Origin of the sequence: Demequina sediminis (genome assembly GCF_030296675.1) — a bacterium.
GTDB classification, from domain to species: Bacteria; Actinomycetota; Actinomycetes; order Actinomycetales; family Demequinaceae; genus Demequina; species Demequina sediminis.
Map to the genome: position 1 here is coordinate 1,513,566 of NZ_AP027736.1, position 19,051 is coordinate 1,532,616.

At 70.3% G+C, this 19,051-nt stretch carries 18 protein-coding genes and 2 pseudogenes; 7 read left to right on the forward strand and 13 right to left on the reverse strand.

Translation table 11 applies throughout. The features are described 5' to 3' along the window. Positions 1–111: 111 nt before the first annotated feature. The 3 genes and pseudogenes from QUE44_RS07715 to QUE44_RS07725 form a co-directional block, all read right to left on the reverse strand. A complete protein-coding gene (locus tag QUE44_RS07715; protein WP_286213934.1) occupies positions 112–465 on the reverse strand; it encodes a hypothetical protein in 354 nt (117 codons plus the stop codon). Between the two features lie 22 nt (positions 466–487). Then, a pseudogene (gene typA, locus QUE44_RS07720) lies at positions 488–2,388 on the reverse strand (translational GTPase TypA). Positions 2,389–2,491: 103 nt separating this feature from the next. Further along, complete coding sequence (locus QUE44_RS07725; RefSeq protein ID WP_345378375.1) at positions 2,492–3,505, reverse strand: EamA family transporter; 1,014 nt, start codon at positions 3,503–3,505, stop codon at positions 2,492–2,494. Between the two features lie 39 nt (positions 3,506–3,544). On the opposite strand from QUE44_RS07725, the gene QUE44_RS07730 reads away from it, so the two are divergent. Together QUE44_RS07730 and QUE44_RS07735 are read left to right on the forward strand one after the other, a co-directional pair. Then, on the forward strand, positions 3,545–4,078 hold the full coding sequence (locus QUE44_RS07730) for a CGNR zinc finger domain-containing protein (RefSeq protein WP_286213936.1): 534 nt from the start codon (positions 3,545–3,547) through the stop codon (positions 4,076–4,078). A 43-nt stretch (positions 4,079–4,121) separates the two neighbouring features. Further along, on the forward strand, positions 4,122–4,694 hold the full coding sequence (locus QUE44_RS07735) for a hypothetical protein (RefSeq protein WP_286213937.1): 573 nt from the start codon (positions 4,122–4,124) through the stop codon (positions 4,692–4,694). Positions 4,695–4,703: 9 nt separating this feature from the next. Here the strand turns inward: QUE44_RS07735 and QUE44_RS07740 are convergent, their stop codons facing one another. Next, positions 4,704–6,143 carry a helix-turn-helix domain-containing protein gene (locus QUE44_RS07740; RefSeq protein WP_286213938.1) on the reverse strand — a complete coding sequence of 480 codons (1,440 nt, stop codon included), beginning with the start codon at positions 6,141–6,143 and terminating at the stop codon, positions 4,704–4,706. 128 nt (positions 6,144–6,271) lie between these two features. Here QUE44_RS07740 and QUE44_RS07745 point away from each other — a divergent pair. Further along, positions 6,272–8,108 (forward strand): annotated as a pseudogene (locus QUE44_RS07745) (phosphoenolpyruvate carboxykinase (GTP)). Here QUE44_RS07745 and QUE44_RS07750 read toward each other — a convergent pair. Next, positions 8,051–9,622 (reverse strand): MFS transporter, encoded by a 1,572-nt coding sequence (locus tag QUE44_RS07750; protein ID WP_286213939.1) that lies wholly within the window; start codon positions 9,620–9,622, stop codon positions 8,051–8,053. The pseudogene QUE44_RS07745 and the gene QUE44_RS07750 overlap by 58 nt on opposite strands. An 87-nt stretch (positions 9,623–9,709) precedes the next feature. Here QUE44_RS07750 and QUE44_RS07755 point away from each other — a divergent pair, with 87 nt between their 5' ends. Continuing rightward, positions 9,710–10,276 carry a TetR/AcrR family transcriptional regulator gene (locus QUE44_RS07755; RefSeq protein ID WP_286213940.1) on the forward strand — a complete coding sequence of 189 codons (567 nt, stop codon included), beginning with the start codon at positions 9,710–9,712 and terminating at the stop codon, positions 10,274–10,276. A 145-nt stretch (positions 10,277–10,421) separates the two neighbouring features. After that, on the forward strand, positions 10,422–10,904 hold the full coding sequence (locus tag QUE44_RS07760; protein WP_286213941.1) for an SRPBCC family protein: 483 nt from the start codon (positions 10,422–10,424) through the stop codon (positions 10,902–10,904). A gap of 61 nt (positions 10,905–10,965) precedes the next feature. On the opposite strand, the gene QUE44_RS07765 is transcribed toward QUE44_RS07760, so the two are convergent. Beyond that, complete coding sequence (locus QUE44_RS07765) at positions 10,966–11,331, reverse strand: RidA family protein (RefSeq protein WP_286213942.1); 366 nt, start codon at positions 11,329–11,331, stop codon at positions 10,966–10,968. Between the two features lie 87 nt (positions 11,332–11,418). Between QUE44_RS07765 and QUE44_RS07770 the strand changes: the two genes are divergently transcribed. Beyond that, positions 11,419–12,354 carry a pseudouridine synthase gene (locus tag QUE44_RS07770; RefSeq protein WP_286213943.1) on the forward strand — a complete coding sequence of 312 codons (936 nt, stop codon included), beginning with the start codon at positions 11,419–11,421 and terminating at the stop codon, positions 12,352–12,354. 190 nt (positions 12,355–12,544) lie between these two features. Here QUE44_RS07770 and QUE44_RS07775 read toward each other — a convergent pair whose 3' ends face one another. From QUE44_RS07775 to ychF, 4 genes are all read right to left on the reverse strand, one after another. Beyond that, positions 12,545–12,865: a HigA family addiction module antitoxin gene (locus QUE44_RS07775; protein WP_286213944.1), complete on the reverse strand. Its 321-nt coding sequence runs from the start codon at positions 12,863–12,865 to the stop codon at positions 12,545–12,547. After that, positions 12,840–13,121 carry a type II toxin-antitoxin system RelE/ParE family toxin gene (locus tag QUE44_RS07780; protein ID WP_345378381.1) on the reverse strand — a complete coding sequence of 94 codons (282 nt, stop codon included), beginning with the start codon at positions 13,119–13,121 and terminating at the stop codon, positions 12,840–12,842. The genes QUE44_RS07775 and QUE44_RS07780 overlap by 26 nt, the downstream gene beginning before the upstream one ends. Before the next feature lie 137 nt (positions 13,122–13,258). Then, entirely contained in the window at positions 13,259–13,768 is a 510-nt protein-coding gene (locus QUE44_RS07785) for a hypothetical protein (RefSeq protein ID WP_286213945.1), read from the reverse strand. A 138-nt stretch (positions 13,769–13,906) separates the two neighbouring features. Then, positions 13,907–14,992 carry a redox-regulated ATPase YchF gene (ychF, locus tag QUE44_RS07790; RefSeq protein ID WP_286213946.1) on the reverse strand — a complete coding sequence of 362 codons (1,086 nt, stop codon included), beginning with the start codon at positions 14,990–14,992 and terminating at the stop codon, positions 13,907–13,909. Positions 14,993–15,108: 116 nt separating this feature from the next. Here ychF and QUE44_RS07795 point away from each other — a divergent pair, with 116 nt between their 5' ends. After that, a complete protein-coding gene (locus QUE44_RS07795) occupies positions 15,109–15,276 on the forward strand; it encodes a hypothetical protein (RefSeq protein ID WP_286213947.1) in 168 nt (55 codons plus the stop codon). A gap of 67 nt (positions 15,277–15,343) precedes the next feature. On the opposite strand, the gene QUE44_RS07800 is transcribed toward QUE44_RS07795, so the two are convergent. From QUE44_RS07800 to QUE44_RS07810, 3 genes are read right to left on the reverse strand one after another with little or no spacing between them, the layout of a single operon-like run. Continuing rightward, positions 15,344–17,095 (reverse strand): dipeptide ABC transporter ATP-binding protein, encoded by a 1,752-nt coding sequence (locus QUE44_RS07800; protein ID WP_286213948.1) that lies wholly within the window; start codon positions 17,093–17,095, stop codon positions 15,344–15,346. Beyond that, the gene (locus QUE44_RS07805) at positions 17,092–18,036 is read right to left on the reverse strand and encodes an ABC transporter permease (protein WP_286213949.1); all 945 of its coding nucleotides are present in this window, start codon (positions 18,034–18,036) and stop codon (positions 17,092–17,094) included. The genes QUE44_RS07800 and QUE44_RS07805 overlap by 4 nt, the downstream gene beginning before the upstream one ends. Beyond that, positions 18,029–18,955: an ABC transporter permease gene (locus QUE44_RS07810; protein WP_286213950.1), complete on the reverse strand. Its 927-nt coding sequence runs from the start codon at positions 18,953–18,955 to the stop codon at positions 18,029–18,031. The genes QUE44_RS07805 and QUE44_RS07810 overlap by 8 nt, the downstream gene beginning before the upstream one ends. Positions 18,956–19,051: the final 96 nt, after the last annotated feature.

Below are 19,051 nucleotides of genomic sequence, written 5' to 3' on the forward strand. Positions count from 1 at the left end.
CGGATGATGCGTTGTCGGATGATGCGGCCGGGGCATCGTCCTCCGTCAGATACGACGGCAGCGCCTCCTCGACGTCGTCCGCCACCTCATTTGATCGCTTGTCCGCCATGCTCACGCCACCCCCGCCGTGCGTCCCAGGATCCGCCGCGGCACGAGCGCCGCCGCCGCGATAATCGCGACGCCGCCGATCACCCATGCGAGACCGAGCGCGTCCTGCACGATGAGGAACGAGCCGCCCGGGCCCTCGGACGCGAGCACCACCGTGACAGTGGCCCACGCGGCGCCCATCACCGCGAGGCCCGTGAGGCCGCGCCACGCCCGGGAGAACACGCTCGCGGTCGCGACCATCGCGAGGCATGCGATCAGCCCCAGCCACGCGTAGGCGCGGTGTGAACCCGCGCCCACGAAGGCCACGATCGCCCCGAGGAGGGCGATGACGAGCAGGGACCACACGATGCGAGCCATGCCAGTCATGGTAGGTGCGGGATCAGGCGTTCTGGCGCTTCGCGCGCGAGGCGGCGCGCGCCCGCTCGGTCCCGTCGAGGATCACCTTGCGGATGCGGACGTTGAGCGGCGTCACCTCGACGCACTCGTCCTCGCGCGCGAACTCGAGCGACTCCTCGAGAGTGAGGCGGCGCGGAGGCGCCAGGCGCTCGAGCTCCTCGGAGGTGGAGGAGCGAATGTTGTTGAGCTTCTTCTCCTTGGTGATGTTGACGTCCATGTCCTCGTTGCGGCTGTTCTCGCCGACGACCATGCCCTCGTAGGTCTCCTCGGTGGGGCCGACGAAGAACGTGCCGCGGTCCTGCAGCGCCGTGAGGGCGTTGGACGTCACCGCGCCGGCGCGGTCCGCGACCAGCGAGCCGTTGGTGCGGTACTCGATGAGGCCGGCCCACGGCTCGTAGCCGTGAGCGATCGACGAGGCGATGCCCGTGCCGCGCGTGTCCGTGAGGAAGGTCGACCGGAAGCCGATGAGGCCGCGCGCGGGGACGATGAACTCCATGCGCACCCAGCCGGTGCCGTGGTTCGACATCGACTCCATGCGCCCCTTGCGCGACGCGAGGAGCTGCGTGACGGCGCCCAGGTGCTCCTCGGGGACGTCGATGGTCATGTGCTCCATCGGCTCGTGGAGCTTGCCGTCGATCTCCTTGGTGACCACCTGCGGCTTGCCGACCGTGAGCTCGTAGCCCTCGCGACGCATCTGCTCGACCAGGATCGCGAGCGCGAGCTCGCCGCGGCCCTGCACCTCCCACGAGTCGGGACGCTCGGTGGGCAGCACGCGGATCGAGACGTTGCCGATCAGTTCCTTCTCGAGGCGGTCCTTGACCTGACGGGCCGTGACCTTGGCGCCCTTGACGCGGCCGGCGAGCGGCGACGTGTTGATGCCTATCGTCATCGAGATCGCGGGGTCGTCGACCGTGATGAGCGGCAACGGGCGCGGGTCCTCGAGGTCGGTGAGGGTCTCGCCGATCGTGATGTCCTCGATGCCGGCGACGGCGACGATGTCTCCGGGCCCGGCGGACTCCGCGGGCACGCGGTCGAGGCCCTTGGTCTCGAGGAGCTCGGTGATCTTGACCTGCTTGATCGAGCCGTCGGCGCGGGCCCACGCGACCTGCTGGCCCTTGCGCAGCGTGCCGTTGAAGACGCGCAGGAGCGCGAGGCGGCCCAGGAAGGGCGACGCGTCGAGGTTGGTGACGTGGGCCTGGAGGGGGCGTCCTCGTCGTACGAGGGCGCGGGGATGCGCTCCATGATGACCTGGAACAGCGGCTCGAGGTTCTCGCCGGCGGGCAGGGTGCCGTCGGCGGGCTGCTCGAGGGAGGCGATGCCCGCCTTCGCGGACGCGAAGACCACCGGCACCTCGAGCAGGGCGTCGACGTCGAGGTCGGGGACCTCGTCGTGGAGGTCGGACGCGAGACCGAGCAGCAGGTCGTGGGTCTCGTCGACCACCTCGGAGATGCGCGAGTCGGGACGGTCGACCTTGTTGACGACAATGATGACGGGAAGGTGCGCCGCGAGGGCCTTGCGCATGACGAAGCGGGTCTGGGGCAGCGGCCCCTCGGACGCGTCGACCAGCAGCACCACGCCGTCGACCATGCTGAGGCCGCGCTCGACCTCTCCGCCGAAGTCGGCGTGGCCGGGGGTGTCGATCACGTTGATCGTGACGCCGCCCTCGACGGCCGCGGCTCCGGTGTAGCGGATCGCCGTGTTCTTCGCGAGGATCGTGATGCCCTTTTCGCGCTCGAGGTCTCCCGAGTCCATCGCGCGGTCCTCGACGTGGGCGTGGTCGCCGTAGGCGCCGCCCTGCACAAGCATGGCGTCGACGAGGGTGGTCTTGCCGTGGTCGACGTGGGCGACGATCGCGACATTGCGCAGGTCGGAGCGCAGGGGCATGCGGGAACTCGTTTCCGTGTGAGGGGGAGCCGATCCGACATGGACCGGCCCCTCAGTCTACCGGTCAGCCCGCTGGACCCCCAAGGGCCTCCCGCACGGCGGGCTAGGCCGGCTGCGGCTCCGGCTCCGGCTCGGGCTGCGGCTCGGCGATCTCGGGCAGCTCGATCGGCGCAGGCGTGGCCTCGGCGGCGGGCTCTCCGGCGCGCAACAGCAGCACGCCCACGAGGATGAGTCCCGCGCCCGCGAACTGGATCGGCCCGGGCACCTGACCGAGCAGCACCCACGCGAAGCCGGTGGCGGCAATCACCTCGATGAGCGCGACAAAGCCACCGAGTCGCGCGCCCAGGCGCCGCGTCGCGGCGATGCCGGTGACGTACGCGAGCGCGGCGGTCACCGCACCGAGCAGGAGTGCGGCGCCCCACCACGGCAGAGCGAAGGGCAACAGCTCGACGGTCTCGGCGGTGAAGGACAGCGGCAGGATCCCGCCGAGCCCCGCGAGGCCCAGCACGCCGAGCGCGACCACGAGACCGCCCCAGGCGAGCGTGACGGGCGGCAGCCCGGTCGAGGTGTCGCCCGAGATCACGAAGTAGACGGACGCACCCACCATCGCGAGCAGCGCCCAGCCCACGCCGACGGGGTCGATGTGCGCGCTGCCTCCGAAGACATCGAGCAGCAACGCGAGTCCGCCGACCGCGACGGCGGCGCCCGCAAGCGTAAGGATCCCCGGTCGGCTCCCCTGGCTCACCCAGAGCCAGCCGACGACCACGACGGGCGCCATGTACTCGATCAGCAGTGCCACGCCGACATCGAGGGTGCCGACGGCGAGGAAGTAGAACAGCTGCGCGCCGGCGACGGCAAAGACGCCGTAGGCGACCACGGTCGCGGCGGCGCGGCGCATGAGGCCCCATCGCCCGCGCAGCGCGATGAGCGCGGGAATCGCGAGCACGGCCGCGGCGATCGCGACGCGCACGAGCGTGGCCGCGCCCGCGGTCCACCCCGCGTCGAGGAGGCCGCGCGCGAGCGAGCCGGACAGTCCGAACGAGCACGCGGACACGAGCGCGAAGGCGAGTCCGTTGGCGCGCCGCGTCCGGGCCGCGTCATGAGTCAAAGGCGTCATGGCTCATGACAATATGGCACCGAGTGGTAATGTGTCAAAATGCCGTTCGCCACTGACACCGCCGAGGCCCTCGAGTCCGGCGTGTTCCTGTCGAATTCGGAACTCGACCCGGACACGCTCACCACGCTCGAGGAGTTGCGCGCCTTCTTCGACCGCTTCGCCTACACGGGCGGACGCCCCACCGCGGCGGACCTCGAGCCGGTCCGCGCGATCCGCACGCCGCTGCGCAGGCTGTTCCTCGCGAGCCGCGACGAAGCGGTCCCGCTCGTCAACGCGATCCTCGCGGAGCAGTCCGCCGTCCCCCGCCTGGTGCGCCATGGCGACGTCGACTGGCACATCCACGCGACGTCGGACGACCGCCCTTTCCACGAGCGCATCCTCGTGGAGACCGCGATGGCGATGACGGACGTCATCCGCGCCGACGAGATGCAGCGCTTCTCGCGGTGCGCGATGGAGGACTGCGAGGGGGTCGTGCTCGACCTCAGCCGGAACCGCTCGCGCAAATACTGCACGGTGACGTGCACCAACCGCGCGGCCCAGGCCGCGTTTAGGGCTCGCCAGGCCGACGACTGACCCGCCCGCATCGGCCCTCCCGACCGCGTGGAAGGATGACCGCATGCAGACCTTTCGTGCCCGCTCGTCCGTCGTGTGGGGATGGATCGCCGTCGGCGCCGGCGCCGCACTCGCGCTTCTCCACCTCGTCACCGTGGGCTTCTCTCGCGGCACGGGCGGCTTCGGGCTGGGTGTCGCGGCGATCGCGGTCGGGACCGCCGCGTTCCTGCGCCCGCGCGTCGAGGCCCACGACGACGCCGTGGTGCTGCGCAATACGACGCACGCCGTGAGCATTCCCTTCGCCCGGCTCGGCGCGATCGAGACGCGCTGGTCGCTCACCCTCGTGGACGACGCCGGCCGTCGGTGGGGCGCCTTCGCCGCGCCCGCGCCGGGGGCGGCGGCATCGATGCGCCGTCCCGCGGGAGAGGACGATGCCTCGCTCGGGGGCCGCCCGAGCGACCGCCCCGGCACGGCCTCGGGTGACGCGGCCGCGATGGTCCACGACGCGTGGGAGGACTGGCGTGCGGGTCACCCCGACGGCGAGAGCGACGCCGCGGTCGAGCGCACGCCCGACCTCGTGGGCGTCGCGCTCGCGGTGCTCGCGATCGCCGGCGGCGCGTGGGGCCTCTTCGGCTAGCTGGCGCTCCTACTCCTCCGGCGCGCTCGCGTGGGACTCGAGGAAGTCGTACAACTCACGGTCGTCGACCCCGGGATAGGTGCCCTGCGGTAGCGGCGAGAAGATGTGCGCGTGGACGCGCGCGCTCGCCCACGCCCTCCCCTCCCACCTCGCGGCGACATCGGCATCCGGCCTCCTGCAGCAGGTGAGGTCGGGGCAGCGCGACACCTCGCGGTGACCCGACTCGCGCCCGCGGAACCACCGCGACTGCGCGTACGGCACGCCGAGCGTGATCGAGAACTCGTCGGACTCGGCGGTGCCGGTCTGGGTCGCCTCGAAGAACGTGCCCGCGGGCGTGTCCGTGTACTGGAAGTACTCCGTGGTGCGGGTGGAGCGCGCGAAGGCGCGCCGCGCGCTCCAGTGCCGGCACACGATCTGCCCCTCGGTCGCATGCGTGGCGTCGACGGGCAGCGGCAGCCCGTCGTTCTCGTAGGCGCGCACCACCGCGCCGTCGCCGGCGACGCGCACGAAGTGCACGGGGATGTCGAGCCGCGCGGTCGCGAGGTTCGTGAAGCGCAGGGCGGCAGCCTCGTGGGTGACGCCAAAGGCGTCGCGGAAGTCCTCGATCGCGATGTCGCGCTCGCGCTTGGCGCGCTCGAGGAAGGCGACCGCCGCGCCCTGCGGCATGAGGCACGCGGCCGCGTAGTAGCTCGCGTCCTGGCGCTGGCGCAGGAAGTCCTCGTAGTCAGCCGGCTCGCCGTGGCCCAGTCGCAGGTGCGCCATGGCCTGCAGCGCGAGCGAGCGCAGTCCGTGTCCGCCCGGGATCGAGGCGGGCGGAATGTAGATGCGGCCGTTCTCGAGGTCGAGCACGCAGCGCGCCGAGTGGGGCAGGTCCGCGACGTGTACGATCGACAGGCCCAGCCGCTCCGCCATGACCGACACCGTGCGGTGCGTCAGTGCTCCCCCGCCGTGGCCCGCGGCGGCGACGTCGGCCTCCGCGAGGTCCTCGATGTCGGGCAGGTAGTTGTCGACCTGCTGCATCCTCAGTCGCTGGCGGGTGTTCGCGCGGCGCGCCTCCTCGGGGGTCGCGATCGCGAGGCGGGCACGCCGGTCGAGCTCGCGGTGCAGTCCCACGAGCGCCCGCAAGACCTCGTCGGTCATCGACCGCGTCGCGCGCACCTCGGGCAGACCCAACTCGCGATACGCGGCGGCCGACTGCGCGCGCTCGAGCTCGATCTCCAGGGCCGCGCGCGGCGACGGCGCCGACTCGTCGAGAAGATCCGCGACCGTCACACCCAGCCGGGAGGCGATCGCGCCGAGCAGCGTGAGGCGCGGCTCGCGCTTGCCATTCTCGATGAGCGACAGCTGACTCTGCGCGACGTCGACCTCGCGCCCCAACTCCTCGAGAGTGAGGCCCGCGGCGGTGCGGAAGTGACGGATGCGACGGCCGAGCGTCGCGAGATCGGACATGTTCTTCACGCTAGGACAAGAAACGCGAAACTTCTCGGCGAGAGCGCGCTCAACCCGCGCGGACTCGACCCTAGCGTCGAAAACAGGCGGCGCTTCCCGCACCGCCGGTCCTCGACCCCGGAGCGATCATGACCGTCACGGAACACCGCGCCACCACCCTCCACGACCTCGCCCACCCGTCGATCGCGGCCTGGGTCGACTCCCTCGCCGCGCACGCCCTGCCCGACGCGGTCGTGTGGTGCGGCGGCTCGACCGCCGAGCGCAGGGGACTCGTGGCGGGCATGGTCGATTCCGGCACGCTCGTGCCCGTCGAGGCGCGGCCCGGCAGCTACCTCGCGCGCTCAGACCCGAGCGACGTCGCCCGCGTGGAGTCCCGCACCTTCATCTGTTCGCGACGCGAGGAGGACGCCGGGCCCACCAACCACTGGGTGCCGCCCGCCGCGATGCGCGAGACGCTGCACGGCCTGTTCAGGGGGACGATGCGCGGGAGGACGATGTACGTGGTCCCGTTCGCGATGGGCCCGGTGGGCGGACCGCTCACGCGGTACGGGGTCCAGGTCACCGATTCGCCGTACGTGGTCGCGAGCATGGGCATCATGACGCGCATGGGGCGCGAGGCCCTCACCGCGATCGACTCCGGCACCGCGTGGGTGCGGTGCGTGCACTCGGTGGGTGCGCCCCTCAAGCCGGGCGAGGCCGACATCGCGTGGCCGTGCAACGCGACCAAGTACATCTCGCACTTCCCCGAGTCGCGCGAGGTGTGGTCATACGGTTCGGCGTACGGCGGCAACGCGATCCTCGCCAAGAAGGCGTTCGCGCTGCGCATCGCGAGCGCGATCGGCCAGGACGAGGGCTGGCTCGCGGCGCACATGCTGCTGCTCAAGGTGACCACCCCGCGCGGCAGGGCCTTCCACGTCGCGGCGGCCTTCCCCAGCGCATGCGGCAAGACCAACTTCGCGATGCTGAGGCCCACGATCCCCGGCTGGACGGTTGAGACGCTGGGCGACGACATCGCGTGGATCGCTCCCGGACCCGACGGCCGACTGCGGGCCATCAACCCCGAGGCCGGCTTCTTTGGCGTCGCGCCAGGCACCAGCCGCGACACCAATCCCGTCGCGATGGACATGCTGGACCGCGACGTCGTCTTCACCAACGTCGCCCTCACCGACGACGGCGACGTCTGGTGGGAGGGCATGACCGCCGACCCCCGCCCACCTCACCGACTGGACTGGCGCGGACTGGACCCCCGCATCGTCCTCCCCCGCCGCCCATCCCAATGCGCGCTTCACCGTCGCCGCGACCCGCTGCGCCACGCTCGCCGACGACTGGGACGCCCCCGAGGGAGTCGCGCTCGACGCGATCATCTTCGGCGGCAGGCGGGCGACCACTGTGCCGCTCGTCGCGCAGGCGCGCGACTGGGAGCACGGGATGCTCATGGGAGCCACGCTCGCGTCCGAGCGCACCGCGGCGGCGGAGGGCACGGTGGGCGAGCTGCGCCGCGACCCCTTCGCGATGCTGCCGTTCTGCGGCGTGCACATGGCCGACCACTGGCGACACTGGCTCGAGGTGGGCGCCGCGGCCGAGCGCTCGGGCGGCGCCCCCGCGGTGTTCCAGGTCAACTGGTTCCGCCGCGGCGAGTCAGGCGAGTTCCTGTGGCCCGGCTTCGGGGAGAACATCCATGTGCTCGCGTGGATCCTCGACAGGCTCGAGGGGCGGGCCGATGCCGTCGAGGGCCCGTTCGGGCGCGTGCCGGCACCGGGGGCGATCGATCACGAGGCGGCCGGAGTGTCACGCGAGGCGTGGGCCGCGCTGTTCGCGCTCGACCGGGACGCGCTCACGGCAGAGGCGGAGGACGCCGACGCGTTCCTCGCGTCCTACGGCGAGCGGGTGCCCGCCGCACTGCGCGCTCAGCTTGCGCTCATGCGGGCGTCGATCGACGCGCTGGGTTCGGAGTCCTCCGGCTGATCCGCCTCCGTCGCGTCATCGGTGGGCGCGGGACGGATCGTGCGCCACGCGACCACCGCACCGATCGCGGTGAGGATTGCCGCCACCACCGAGGTCGCCTGCATCGCAGCGACGAAGGCCTCGCGCGCCGCGTCGATGACGTCGGGCGCGCCGGTGGCCGACGCGCTCGCGAGGGAGTCGCGCAGGGCATCGCTCTCCGCGCCGGAGGTCCCCGACGGCACCGTCACTCCCGCGCGATACAGGGCGGTCATGAGCGAACCGAGCACCGCGATGCCCAGGCCCACACCGAGTTCGTACGACACCTCAGAGATGGCCGAGGCCGCGCCCGCCTTGCGTGCGGGCACCGCACTCACGACGGCATCGGTCGTGAGCGTCTGAGCGAGGCCCACGCCCAGGCCGATCGGCACGAGCGCGACGAGCAACCACACCAGGGAGCTCGCGCCCTCGGCGAAGGCGACCGCGAGGAGCCCACCCGAGGTCGCGGCGAGCGCGATCGCGATGGCCCTGCCGCGGCCCGCACGGGCCACCAGCCAGCCGACCACGGCGATTGCGGCCATCGACGCGAGCGCCGCGGGCAGTTCCGCGAGCCCCGCGTGCAGGGGTCCCAGTCCGCGCACGAGCTGCAGGTACTGCGAGAGGAAGAACAGCAGCCCCGTGAGCGCGAAGACCGCGATGAAGTTGGAGGCGACCGCGCCGGAGAAGTCGGCGCGCGCGAACAGCGCCACGTCGATGAGCGGGCTCGCCGAGCGTCGCTGACGCGCGACGAACCACGCGCCGGCGGCGGCCCCCATCACCGCTGCGACGGCCACGCTCACCCCCGGCCCGTCGACCACGAGGTGCTTGACGGCGTACACGAGCGGCACGAGCGTGAGGATCGACAGCGCGGCCGCGAGCGGATCGAACGGTCCGGGGCGCGGGTCACGCGACTCGGGCAGCATGACTGCGCCGGCGACCACGAGCACGATCATGACGGGCACGTTGATGAGGAAGACGGCGCCCCACCAGAAGTGCTCGAGGAGCACGCCGCCCACGAGCGGGCCGATCGCCGCGCCGCCGCCTGCCGCCGCGGCCCAGATCGCGATCGCGCGGGTCCGCTCGCGGGGATCCTCGAACAGCGTGCGAATGATCGCGAGGGTCGACGGCATGAGGCTCGCCCCCGCGATGCCGAGCAGCAGCCTCGCGAGCATGAGCACCTCGGCGCTCGGCGCGAAGGCCGCGAGCACGGACGCGGCGCCGAAGGCGGCCGCACCCACGAGCAACACGCGCTTGCGGCCGAGGCGGTCGGCGAGCGCGCCCATCGTGACCAGCAGGCCGGCGATGGCGAGGGAGTAGATGTCCCCGATCCACAGCACCTGCGACGCCGTCGCGCCGAGGTCGGCAGCGAGCGAGGGCACGGCGAGTAGCAGGACGGTGCCGTCGATCGCGAGCAGCGCGATCGCGAGCGTGAGGACCGCGAGCGCGGCCCAGCGGCGAGGCGAGGCGGTCGCAGGAGTGAGGGGGGACGAGGCCTGCATGGCATTTACTGTACCGTCCAGTCGGTATAGTTTCTAGCGCAAAGGGTCCGCTACCCTGTCGGCATCGTCCATCCGAGGGAGGCGCACGTGGCACGCACGACTGGGCGCGACGCGGGCGCGACGCGGGAGCTCGTGCTCCGCGCGGCGGCCGCCGAGGTCGGCGACCACGGACTCGGGGCGTCGATGGACGCGATCGCGCAGCGGGCGGGCGTCTCGAAGGGCGGGCTGCTCTATCACTTCCCCTCGAAGGACGCGCTGATCGTCGCCCTCGCCGACGACGTCCTCGGGCGCTACCGCGCGTCGATCGAGTCCCATCTCGACCCGCGAGCCGGCGCGGGTCGGCTCACGCGAGCGGTGGTGCTCGCATCGCTCGACGCCGCGGACGACGAGTCCGAGCGCGACAGGACGCTGCTCCTCGGGCGCCTCCTCACGATCCCCGGGGTGCGCGATCGCGTGATCGAGGACAACGCCAGGTGGCGCGAGGAGCTCGCGGCTGATGGACTCGAGCCCGCCGCTCAGGCCGTCGTGCTCGCCGCGGCTGACGGCGTGTCGACCGCCGCACTATGGGCCGCGACCCCGTCCAGGGCGGAGCGCGACATGCTGCGCGAGCGGCTGCTCGCGATGGTGGACGCGGCGGCGATCGTCGGCGCCTGAGCGCTCTACTGTCGCAGCATCACGCCACGTAGTCGACCGTTCGGGCGCGAATCGGGAAGGCTCGCGGCGCGACCCGGGTTGTCCCTAAGAGCGGGGCAAACCGGCCCCGCGGCAGTTCGAGACAGCTCACCTCAAGGAGGCTCACATGACCACCGCGAGCAGCACGATCGACGTTGAGGTTCCCCTCAGCACCGCATACAACCAGTGGACTCAGCTCGAGTCCTTCCCCCGCTTCATGTCGGGGATCGAGAGCGTCACGCAGATCGACGACACCCGCACCCACTGGGTCACCACCGTGGGAGGTGCCCGTCGCGAGTTCGACGCCGAGATCACGGATCAGGTGCCCGACAGCCACCTCGCGTGGCACGCACTCGGCGAACTCGACCAGGGTGGACGCGTCGAGTTCGAGCCCGTGGGCCCCGACGCGACGCGCGTCACGCTCACCGTCAACTGGGACCCCCAGGGCTTCGTCGAGCATGCGGGAGCGGCCCTGCAGGTCGATGACGGCATGGTCCGCGCCGACCTCGCGCAGTTCAAGTCGTTCATCGAGGAGCGCGGCGTCGAGGAGGGCGGCTGGCGTGGCGAGGTGAGCGGCGGGGACACCACCTCCCGCGGGCCCCTCGGCTAGGACCCCACCCCAGCATCGTCCACGTGCCACGGCCTTCCTGCCAGCCGCTCCTTCAGGAGCGTCAGCCGCGGAAGGCCGTGGCCTCGATCTCGATCCGCATCGCGGGATCGATCAGCGGGCACTGCTGCATGGTGGCGGCGGGGCGCACGTCCCCGAACCAGCGCCGCAGGACGGGCCAGCACGCCTCGAAGTCCGCGGCATCGGGCAGGAGATAGCGCACGCGCACCACGTCCGCCATCGAGAAGCCGCCCTGCTCGAGGGCCGCGGCGATGGTCGCCAGGGCGGCGTCCGCCTGTTCCGCGACGTCGTCGCTCGCGGTGCTCGTGGTGCCGGAGACGAAGGCCCAGTCGCCCTGGACCACGGCGCGCGAGTAGGCGACGCGCTCCTCCCAGGGACCGCCGGAAGAGATGAGCTGGCGTGAGGTCATGGACGGAGCGTAGCGGTAAGGCCGTGCGACGTGAGCGGGCCGTACGATGCTCGGCGTGCCCCCTCTCGCCGACGCCACGCCCGCCTGATGCCGCCGCGCTCTCCCCTGCCCCAGCGCCACGGGCTCGACGCCGCGTGGGTGCGCACGCCGGGGCGCGGCCCCGAGGGGGAACCCACGTGGGCGACGATGCGCGATTTCCTCGTGTCGCGCCTGCCCGCCGCTGCCGAGGTGGAGGCACGGCTCGCGGCCGGGGAGTTCGTCGACCACTCCGGAACGGTCCTGACCGGCGACGAGCCGTACCGCCCGCACGCCTTCGTGTGGTTCCACCGTCCCCTCGAGGACGAGGTGCCGGTCCCCTTCCCGCTCGAGATCCTGGATCGCACCGAGACCCTGGTGGTGATCGACAAGCCCCACTTCCTCGCCACCACCCCGCGCGGGGTGCACGTGCGCGAGACCGCGTTGGTGAAACTGCGGCTCGCGCTTGACCTGCCCGAGCTCGCGCCAGCGCACCGTCTCGACCGCCTGACCGCGGGGGTCCTGGTCTTCACGACGCGTCGCGAGGTGCGAGGTGCGTACGCCGGCGCCTTCCAGTCGCGCGACGTCGCGAAGACGTATGAGGCAATCGCGCGCCTTGACCCGGCGATCACCTTCCCGCGCCGCTTGGTCGGGCGCATCGAGAAGCGGCGCGGGAGCCTCCAGGCGCAACTCGTGCCGGGAGAGCCCAACGCGGAGACCGTGGTGGAGGTCCTCGAGGCGCGCGGCGCGTACGCGCGGTGCCGGCTCACGCCCGTGACGGGCAAGACGCACCAGTTGCGCCTCCAGATGTCCGACGCCGGGCTGCCGATCGTGGGCGACCCGCTGTACCCGGACGTGCTCGATGTCGACCCGGCCGACTTCTCCTCGCCGCTGAGGCTCGTGGCACGGCGGCTGCGCTTCGTCGACCCCCTCGACGGCGCCGAGAGGGACTACGCGAGCGCGCGCGTGCTCGAGTGGCCGGAGGCTCCGGGCGGCGCGGATGCGTGACCTGGGACGTCACACCGGAACTCCGCAACAGCCCTGTCAATAGTCTCGGCTTTCGGCCTCGACAGAAGCGGCGCAGCTCGCCTGGTGGCCGCCAGTCGTCGCCACCGATGTGAGCGCGAGGCCGAGCACGGCGATCGCATTTCCCCTCTGGCGTCGAGCGTGAAGCACCTCGACACCGAAGACGAGTCGCTTACGCCACCTGCAGCGGGATGATCGCCGCGACCTGGTCGCGAAGAGCGCGACGCTCGAGCCGCAGTTCGTAGTGGGACTGCAGGCTCATCCAAAACTCAGCCGTCGTCCCGAAGTACGCACTGAGCCGCACCGAGGTGTCGGCCGTGATGCCACGCTTACCGTGGACGATCTCGTTGATGCGCCGCGGAGGGACCCCGATGGCGACCGCAAGCTTGTTCTGGGTGATCCCGAACCCTTCGATGAAGTCCTCCATGAGGACCTCTCCGGGATGGACCGGCTGGATCAGGTCGTCCTCAGTGGTCGTCGACGAGCTCGACATCATCCGCACCTCCGTCCTTCCATCGAAAGCAGATCCTCCATTGGTCGTTCACACGGATGCTGTGCTGACCCGCGCGATCGCCCGTGAGCAGTTCGAGCCGGTTTCCTGGTGGGATCCGCAGGTCCTCCACCTCCGCCGCAGCGTGGAGCGCCTCAAGCTTGCGAAGCGCGGCGCGCTGATCCCGCCGATCGATCGCCTTCACGAAATGCTCGTCCCAGATCCGCTCAGCGTTCTTGTCGCTGAAGGATCTGATCACACGAGCATCGCATAACGGAGAGCGTCAATGACGCTACGCGTTAACTCTGGACCCAACGGTGTTCGAGAGCCGAGCAACCTCAGAGCATGAGCTTCGAGCGTACCGACAGACGCAAGCGCTCGGATTGCCGCCGCTCTCTAGAGGCGTACGACCTCGCGAGGCGGTTCCTGTCGACGAAACCTGCGCTTTGGGTCCTGCTCAAGGACCGTCGCCTGCGCGCACCGCGCGCGAATCTCATCCAGAACCACGCGGTAGTCCCTCTCGTCGAACATGAACTCCACTGAGGTCTCGGCGGGCGGACCGTCACTGAAGATGTCGTACCGGCACAGCCCAGTCCAGCTCACCACGGAAGTGCGGCGTTCGATCCGCGCCCCCACGAGCCCGCACCCGGGATCGCGGCACCAGCACACCTCGACGGGGCGGTGGCTCTCCGAGAAGGGCACATCCGGGTCGAGCCATTCAAGCGCTTCTGCAATGCCGTCGGGCGTGGTCCCCGCGCAGATCAGCCCGTACGTGGTTCCACCGTTGAGCTGCTCGTGCCACCGCGCGAGCCTCATGCCGTCGACAGTGAACGCAAGGCCTCGCAGGGGTCCGAACCCGAGCCCTCGGTCCTCCACATCGATATCGACCACTCCGAGCACATTCACGCCAGTGAGCATACGGACGCCCTCAGCGGTGCCTCGCGCATCGGCTCAACGAGCATCGTCGTGTCGGGGGCCGTCAAGGTCAGCCGAGGTGCGCGACCGGCCGGACGCTGCTTCGCTCGACCAGCCCTTGGGCCGCCTCTACACGTTAAACCGGAACTCCACGACGTCGCCGTCCTGCATCACGTAGTCCTTGCCCTCGATGCGCACCTTGCCCGCCGACTTCGCGGATGCCATCGACCCGGCCTCGATGAGGTCGTGGAAGTGCACCACCTCGGCCTTGATGAAGCCGCGCTCGAAGTCGGTGTGGATCACGCCGGCTGCCTGCGGCGCGGTCCAGCCCTTGCGGATGGTCCACGCGCGCGCCTCCTTGGGGCCCGCGGTGAGGTACGTCTGCAGCCCGAGCGTGTCGAAGCCCACGCGCGCGAGCTGATCCAGCCCCGACTCGTCCTGGCCGTTCTCCGCGAGCATCTCGCGGGCCTCGTCCTCGGTCAGCTCGACCAGCTCGGACTCGAACTTCGCGTCGAGGAAGATCGCCTCGGCCGGCGCGACCTGGGCCGCGAGAGCGGCCTTCTTGTCAGCGTCCAGCAGCCCGGCATCGTCCGTGTTGAAGACATAGATGAAGGGCTTGGCGGTGAGCAGGTTGAGCTCGCGCACGTCCGCGAGGTCGAGCTTCGCGGCGGCGGCGCCCGCACTGAGCGCGGTGCCCGACTCGAGGATCTCCTTGGCGGTCTGGACCGCGGCGAGGAAGGCGGGTTCGGCCTTCTTGGCACGCACCTCCTTCTCGAGGCGCGGGATCGCCTTCTCGACCGTCTGCAGGTCCGCCAGGATGAGCTCGGTGTTGATGGTCTCGATGTCCGAGGCGGCGTCGACCTTGCCGTCGACGTGCACCACGTCCGGGTCCTCGAACGCGCGCGTCACCTGGCAGATCGCATCGGCCTCGCGGATGTTCGCGAGGAATGCGTTGCCGAGGCCCTCGCCCTCCGACGCGCCCTTGACGATTCCCGCGATGTCCACGAACGACACCGTCGCGGGGACCTCGCGCTCGGAGCCGAACACCGTCGCGAGCTGGCCCAGCCGCGCGTCAGGGAGCGGAACCACGCCCACGTTGGGTTCGATGGTCGCGAACGGGTAGTTCGCGGCCAGGACCTCGGCGCGGGTGAGGGCGTTGAACAGGGTCGACTTGCCGACATTCGGGAGTCCGACGATTCCAATGGTGAGTGCCACGGGGAGCCAGTCTACCGGCGCGGCCGCGCCGGCATCGTCCCCTCGTCGCGCCACCCGGCACGGGGACGATGCCCCGGGCAGGTGACGTGGGCGCCGTCGCGCCCTACTGTGGCGAGATGAGCTTCGAGGAGATCTTCAATCCCGGCCTCGCGCATACCCGCGATCAGCAGGCGCTCGACAAGGTGCGCCCGGCGACGGAGGTCGTGGGCGAGGCGCCCCCGGCGCAGGACCGCGTCCCGGACGTCGACATCCCCGATCCGGGCGACCTCGCGCCGTTCGAGTAGATCCCGCACACACGCCGAAGGCCCCGGCCGATCCGAATGAGGATCGCCGGGGCCTTCGGTGTGTGTCCTAGTTGCCGAACTCGATACCCGCTCCGGGGATCGCGTCGAGCAGACGCTGCGTGTACGGCTGCTGGGCGTTCTCGAAGATCTCGTCCGTGGGGCCGGCCTCGACGATCTTGCCCTGCTCCATCACCGCGACCGCGTCCGCGACCACGCGCACGACCGCGAGGTCGTGCGTGATGAAGAGGTACGTGAGCCCGAGCTCCTCCTGCAGGTCCGCGAGGAGCTGCAGGATCTGCGCCTGGACAAGCACGTCGAGCGCCGAGACGGCCTCGTCGAGCACCACGACCTCGGGCTTGAGCGCGAGCGCACGCGCGATCGCGACGCGCTGGCGCTGGCCGCCCGAGAGCTCGTTGGGGTAGCGGTGCGCGAGCTCGGTGGGCAGTGCGACCTGCTCGAGCAGCTCCTCGACGCGTGCGTGGCGCGACACTCGGTCGCCCACGCCGTGCACCTTGAGCGGCTCCGCGATGATCGCGCCGATCGACCGCTGCGGGTCGAGCGAGGCGTACGGGTCCTGGAAGACCACCTGCATGCGGCGACGCAGATCGAACAGCTGCTTCGCGGAGGCGCCCGCCATGTTCTGGCCGCCGACCACGATCTCGCCCTCGGTCGGCGGTTCGAGACCCAGCACCAGGCGCGCGGCCGTGGACTTGCCGGAGCCCGACTCTCCCACCAGCGCGAGCGTGGTGCCCTTGTGGATCTCGAAGGAGATGCCGTCGACAGCGTGCAGCGGCTCCGACTTGAAGCCTCCGCGACGGATCGAGTACGTCTTGCGCAGGTCCTTGACGGAGACCATGACGGGAGCGGCCTCGATGACCGCCTCGGTGTCCTCGTGCTTGACCGCGAGCTTGAGCATGTCGATCGCGTCGACACCCTCGGTCACGGCGGCGCCTGTGGATGAGTGGATGCGTCGCGATGCGAGCGACGGCGCCGCGGCGATGAGCTGCTTGGTGTACGGGTGCTGCGGGTGCTGCAGGATCTCGAGGCTGTCGCCCGACTCCACGATGCGCCCACGGTGCATGACGATGAGCTTCGACGCCCGCTCGGCCGCGAGGCCCAGGTCGTGCGTGATGAGCAGCAGCGCCGTGTTGAGCTCGCGCGTGAGCGACTCGAGGTGGTCGAGGATCACCTTCTGCACCGTCACGTCGAGCGCCGATGTCGGCTCGTCCGCGATGAGGAGCTTGGGGTCCGCGCCCAGGCCGATGCCGATCAGCACGCGCTGGCGCATGCCGCCCGAGAACTGGTGCGGGTACTGCTCCATGCGGCGCTCGGCATCGGCGAGGCCCGCCTGCTGGAGCACCTCGATCGCCTTGGCCTGGATGTCCTTACGCCCGCTGGCGACGCCGTTGGCACGGATCGCCTCGCGCACCTGGAAGCCCACGGACCACACGGGGTTGAGGTTGGACATCGGGTCCTGCGGCACGTAGCCGATGACCCCGCCACGCACGCTCGCCATCTGGCGCTCGCTGTAGCCGGTGATGTCCTTGCCCTCGACCAGCACCTTGCCGCCGGAGATGCGGCCGTTGCCGGCAAGCAGCTTGATGAGCGCGGTCGCCGTGGTGGACTTGCCCGAGCCGGACTCGCCCACGATCGCTACGGTCTCGCCGGGATAGATGTCGAACGAGACGCCGCGGACGGCGTGAACGTCGCCCGTCCCGGTCTTGAACGTCACCTCGAGGTCTTTGACCTGGACGAGCGGCTTGCTCGGATCGGCCAAGGGCCGGCCTGATGCCGAGGTCTGCACGGTGGTGTCGGTCATCGACGGGCCCTCGCCTTCGGGTCGAGCGCGTCACGGATGAGCTCGCCAAGCACGATGAACGCGAGCACCGTGATGGTTAGCGCGAGCGACGGCCAGAACAGCGCCATGGGCGCCACTCGGATGGACGTCTGCGCCTGAGCGATGTCGTTGCCCCACGACATGATCGTGTTGGGCAGTCCGATTCCCAAGAAGGACAGCGTCGCCTCCGCGGTGATCGCCGCACCGAGCGCGATCGTGAGGTACACGATCACCGGGGTGAGGGAGTTCGGAAGCACGTGACGCAGGAGCGTGCTGAACCTGCCGCGTCCCACCGCCTCCGAGGCCATCACGTACTCGAGGTTCTTCACCTGGAGGACTTCCGCTCTCAGGATGCGCGCGAGCGAGGCCCACGCGAATCCACCGATAGCGAGCGAGATCACGAAGACGTTGCGGTGCGCGGACAGCACCGACATCACGACCACGGCCGCGAGGAAGTAGGGAATCGAGAAGAAGATGTCGCCCACGCGCGACAGCAGCGAGTCGACCCAGCCACCGTAGAAGCCCGCGATCGCGCCCATGGGGATGCCGATCGCCGCGGTGATCGCGACCACGAGCAGCCCCACCGAGAGTGACGTGCTGGCGCCATAGACGATGCGCGAGTACACGTCACAGCCCTGGCGCGTGAAGCCCAGCGGGTGGCCCTCGGCGGGTCCGGCATTGGAGTTCTCGAGGAAGCAGTCGTTGTTGGGCAGGACGTCTGTGAAGAGCGACGGAAACAGCGCAGCAACCACGACCACAAGGACGATCGACATGGCGATGTAGAACAGCGGCCGGCGACGCAGGTCGCGCCACGCGTCGAGCCACAGGTTCGACTTGCGCTCGCTCAGCTTAACGCGGTCGACCTCGACCTTCTCGTCGGGGTCGACGGGCGCCACATAGTGCTCGGTGGTGCGCTCAGACATAACGAATCCTTGGGTCGAGGACGGCATACAACAGGTCCACCAGGATGTTCACGATCACGTAGAGGATCGTGAGGATGGTGACGAAGGACACGACGGTGGCGTTCTCGCCTCGCAGGATCGCGTCGTAGAGGACCTTGCCCACGCCGGGAATGTTGAAGATGCCCTCCGTGACCGTGGTGCCCGCGATCAGCGCACCGAAGCTCGCGGCGGTATTGGTCACCACGGGGATGAGCGAGTTGCGCGCGACGTGCACGGGGATGATGCGACGCGCGGTGAGGCCCTTCGCGGCCGCGGTGCGGACGTAGTCTGCGGACTGCGCCTCGATCACCGAGCCGCGCATGAGACGCATGCCCGTCACGTAGATGGTGAGCGCGATGACGATCGCGGGGAGCAGCATCGACCCCCACGTCGCATTGGCCCCCACGGTGACCGGAGCCCAACCGAGCTTGATCCCGATGAAGTACTGCGCGACGAACAGCGCGACGAACGGCGGCACCGAGCTCAGGACGAGTGCGGTGACGAGGTTCGCGTTGTCGATGATGCCGCCCTTGCGCAGCCCCGAGATGAGGCCGATCACGACCGCCAGGATGAACTCGATGACGACGGCCATCGCCACGAGCTTGAGCGTCACGGGGAAGGCACGCGAGAGGACGTCGACGACCTCCTGGCCCGAGAAGGTCACGCCAAGGTTTCCCGTGACGAGGTTCTGCAGGTACAGGAAGTACTGCACGATGAACGGTTCGTCGAGGTTGTACTGCTCGCGAATCGCCGCGAGCACGGCGGGGTTCGGGGTCTTGTCACCGAACAACGCGATGATCGGGTCTCCCGGCATTGAGAAGACCATGAAGTAGATGAGGAACGTTGTTCCAAGGAAGACAGGAATCGCCTGCAGGAGGCGGCGCACCACGTACATCAGCATGGGCGCTCCCACGATGTCTGAGACTTGAGCATAAGGAAGCCGATTCTACTGGGCCGGGACCGCGTGCCCCGCACGGAGCGAGGATACCCACTCGGT

Coding starts and splice junctions, on each gene's coding strand:
- QUE44_RS07715 (WP_286213934.1), bottom strand. CDS start 465: ATGGCTCGCATCGTGTGGTCCCTGCTCGTCATCGCCCTCCTCGGGGCG.
- QUE44_RS07725 (WP_345378375.1), bottom strand. CDS start 3,505: ATGACGCCTTTGACTCATGACGCGGCCCGGACGCGGCGCGCCAACGGA.
- QUE44_RS07730 (WP_286213936.1), top strand. CDS start 3,545: ATGCCGTTCGCCACTGACACCGCCGAGGCCCTCGAGTCCGGCGTGTTC.
- QUE44_RS07735 (WP_286213937.1), top strand. CDS start 4,122: ATGCAGACCTTTCGTGCCCGCTCGTCCGTCGTGTGGGGATGGATCGCC.
- QUE44_RS07740 (WP_286213938.1), bottom strand. CDS start 6,143: ATGTCCGATCTCGCGACGCTCGGCCGTCGCATCCGTCACTTCCGCACC.
- QUE44_RS07750 (WP_286213939.1), bottom strand. CDS start 9,622: ATGCAGGCCTCGTCCCCCCTCACTCCTGCGACCGCCTCGCCTCGCCGC.
- QUE44_RS07760 (WP_286213941.1), top strand. CDS start 10,422: ATGACCACCGCGAGCAGCACGATCGACGTTGAGGTTCCCCTCAGCACC.
- QUE44_RS07765 (WP_286213942.1), bottom strand. CDS start 11,331: ATGACCTCACGCCAGCTCATCTCTTCCGGCGGTCCCTGGGAGGAGCGC.
- QUE44_RS07770 (WP_286213943.1), top strand. CDS start 11,419: ATGCCGCCGCGCTCTCCCCTGCCCCAGCGCCACGGGCTCGACGCCGCG.
- QUE44_RS07775 (WP_286213944.1), bottom strand. CDS start 12,865: ATGTCGAGCTCGTCGACGACCACTGAGGACGACCTGATCCAGCCGGTC.
- QUE44_RS07795 (WP_286213947.1), top strand. CDS start 15,109: ATGAGCTTCGAGGAGATCTTCAATCCCGGCCTCGCGCATACCCGCGAT.
- QUE44_RS07800 (WP_286213948.1), bottom strand. CDS start 17,095: ATGACCGACACCACCGTGCAGACCTCGGCATCAGGCCGGCCCTTGGCC.
- QUE44_RS07805 (WP_286213949.1), bottom strand. CDS start 18,036: ATGTCTGAGCGCACCACCGAGCACTATGTGGCGCCCGTCGACCCCGAC.
- QUE44_RS07810 (WP_286213950.1), bottom strand. CDS start 18,955: ATGCTGATGTACGTGGTGCGCCGCCTCCTGCAGGCGATTCCTGTCTTC.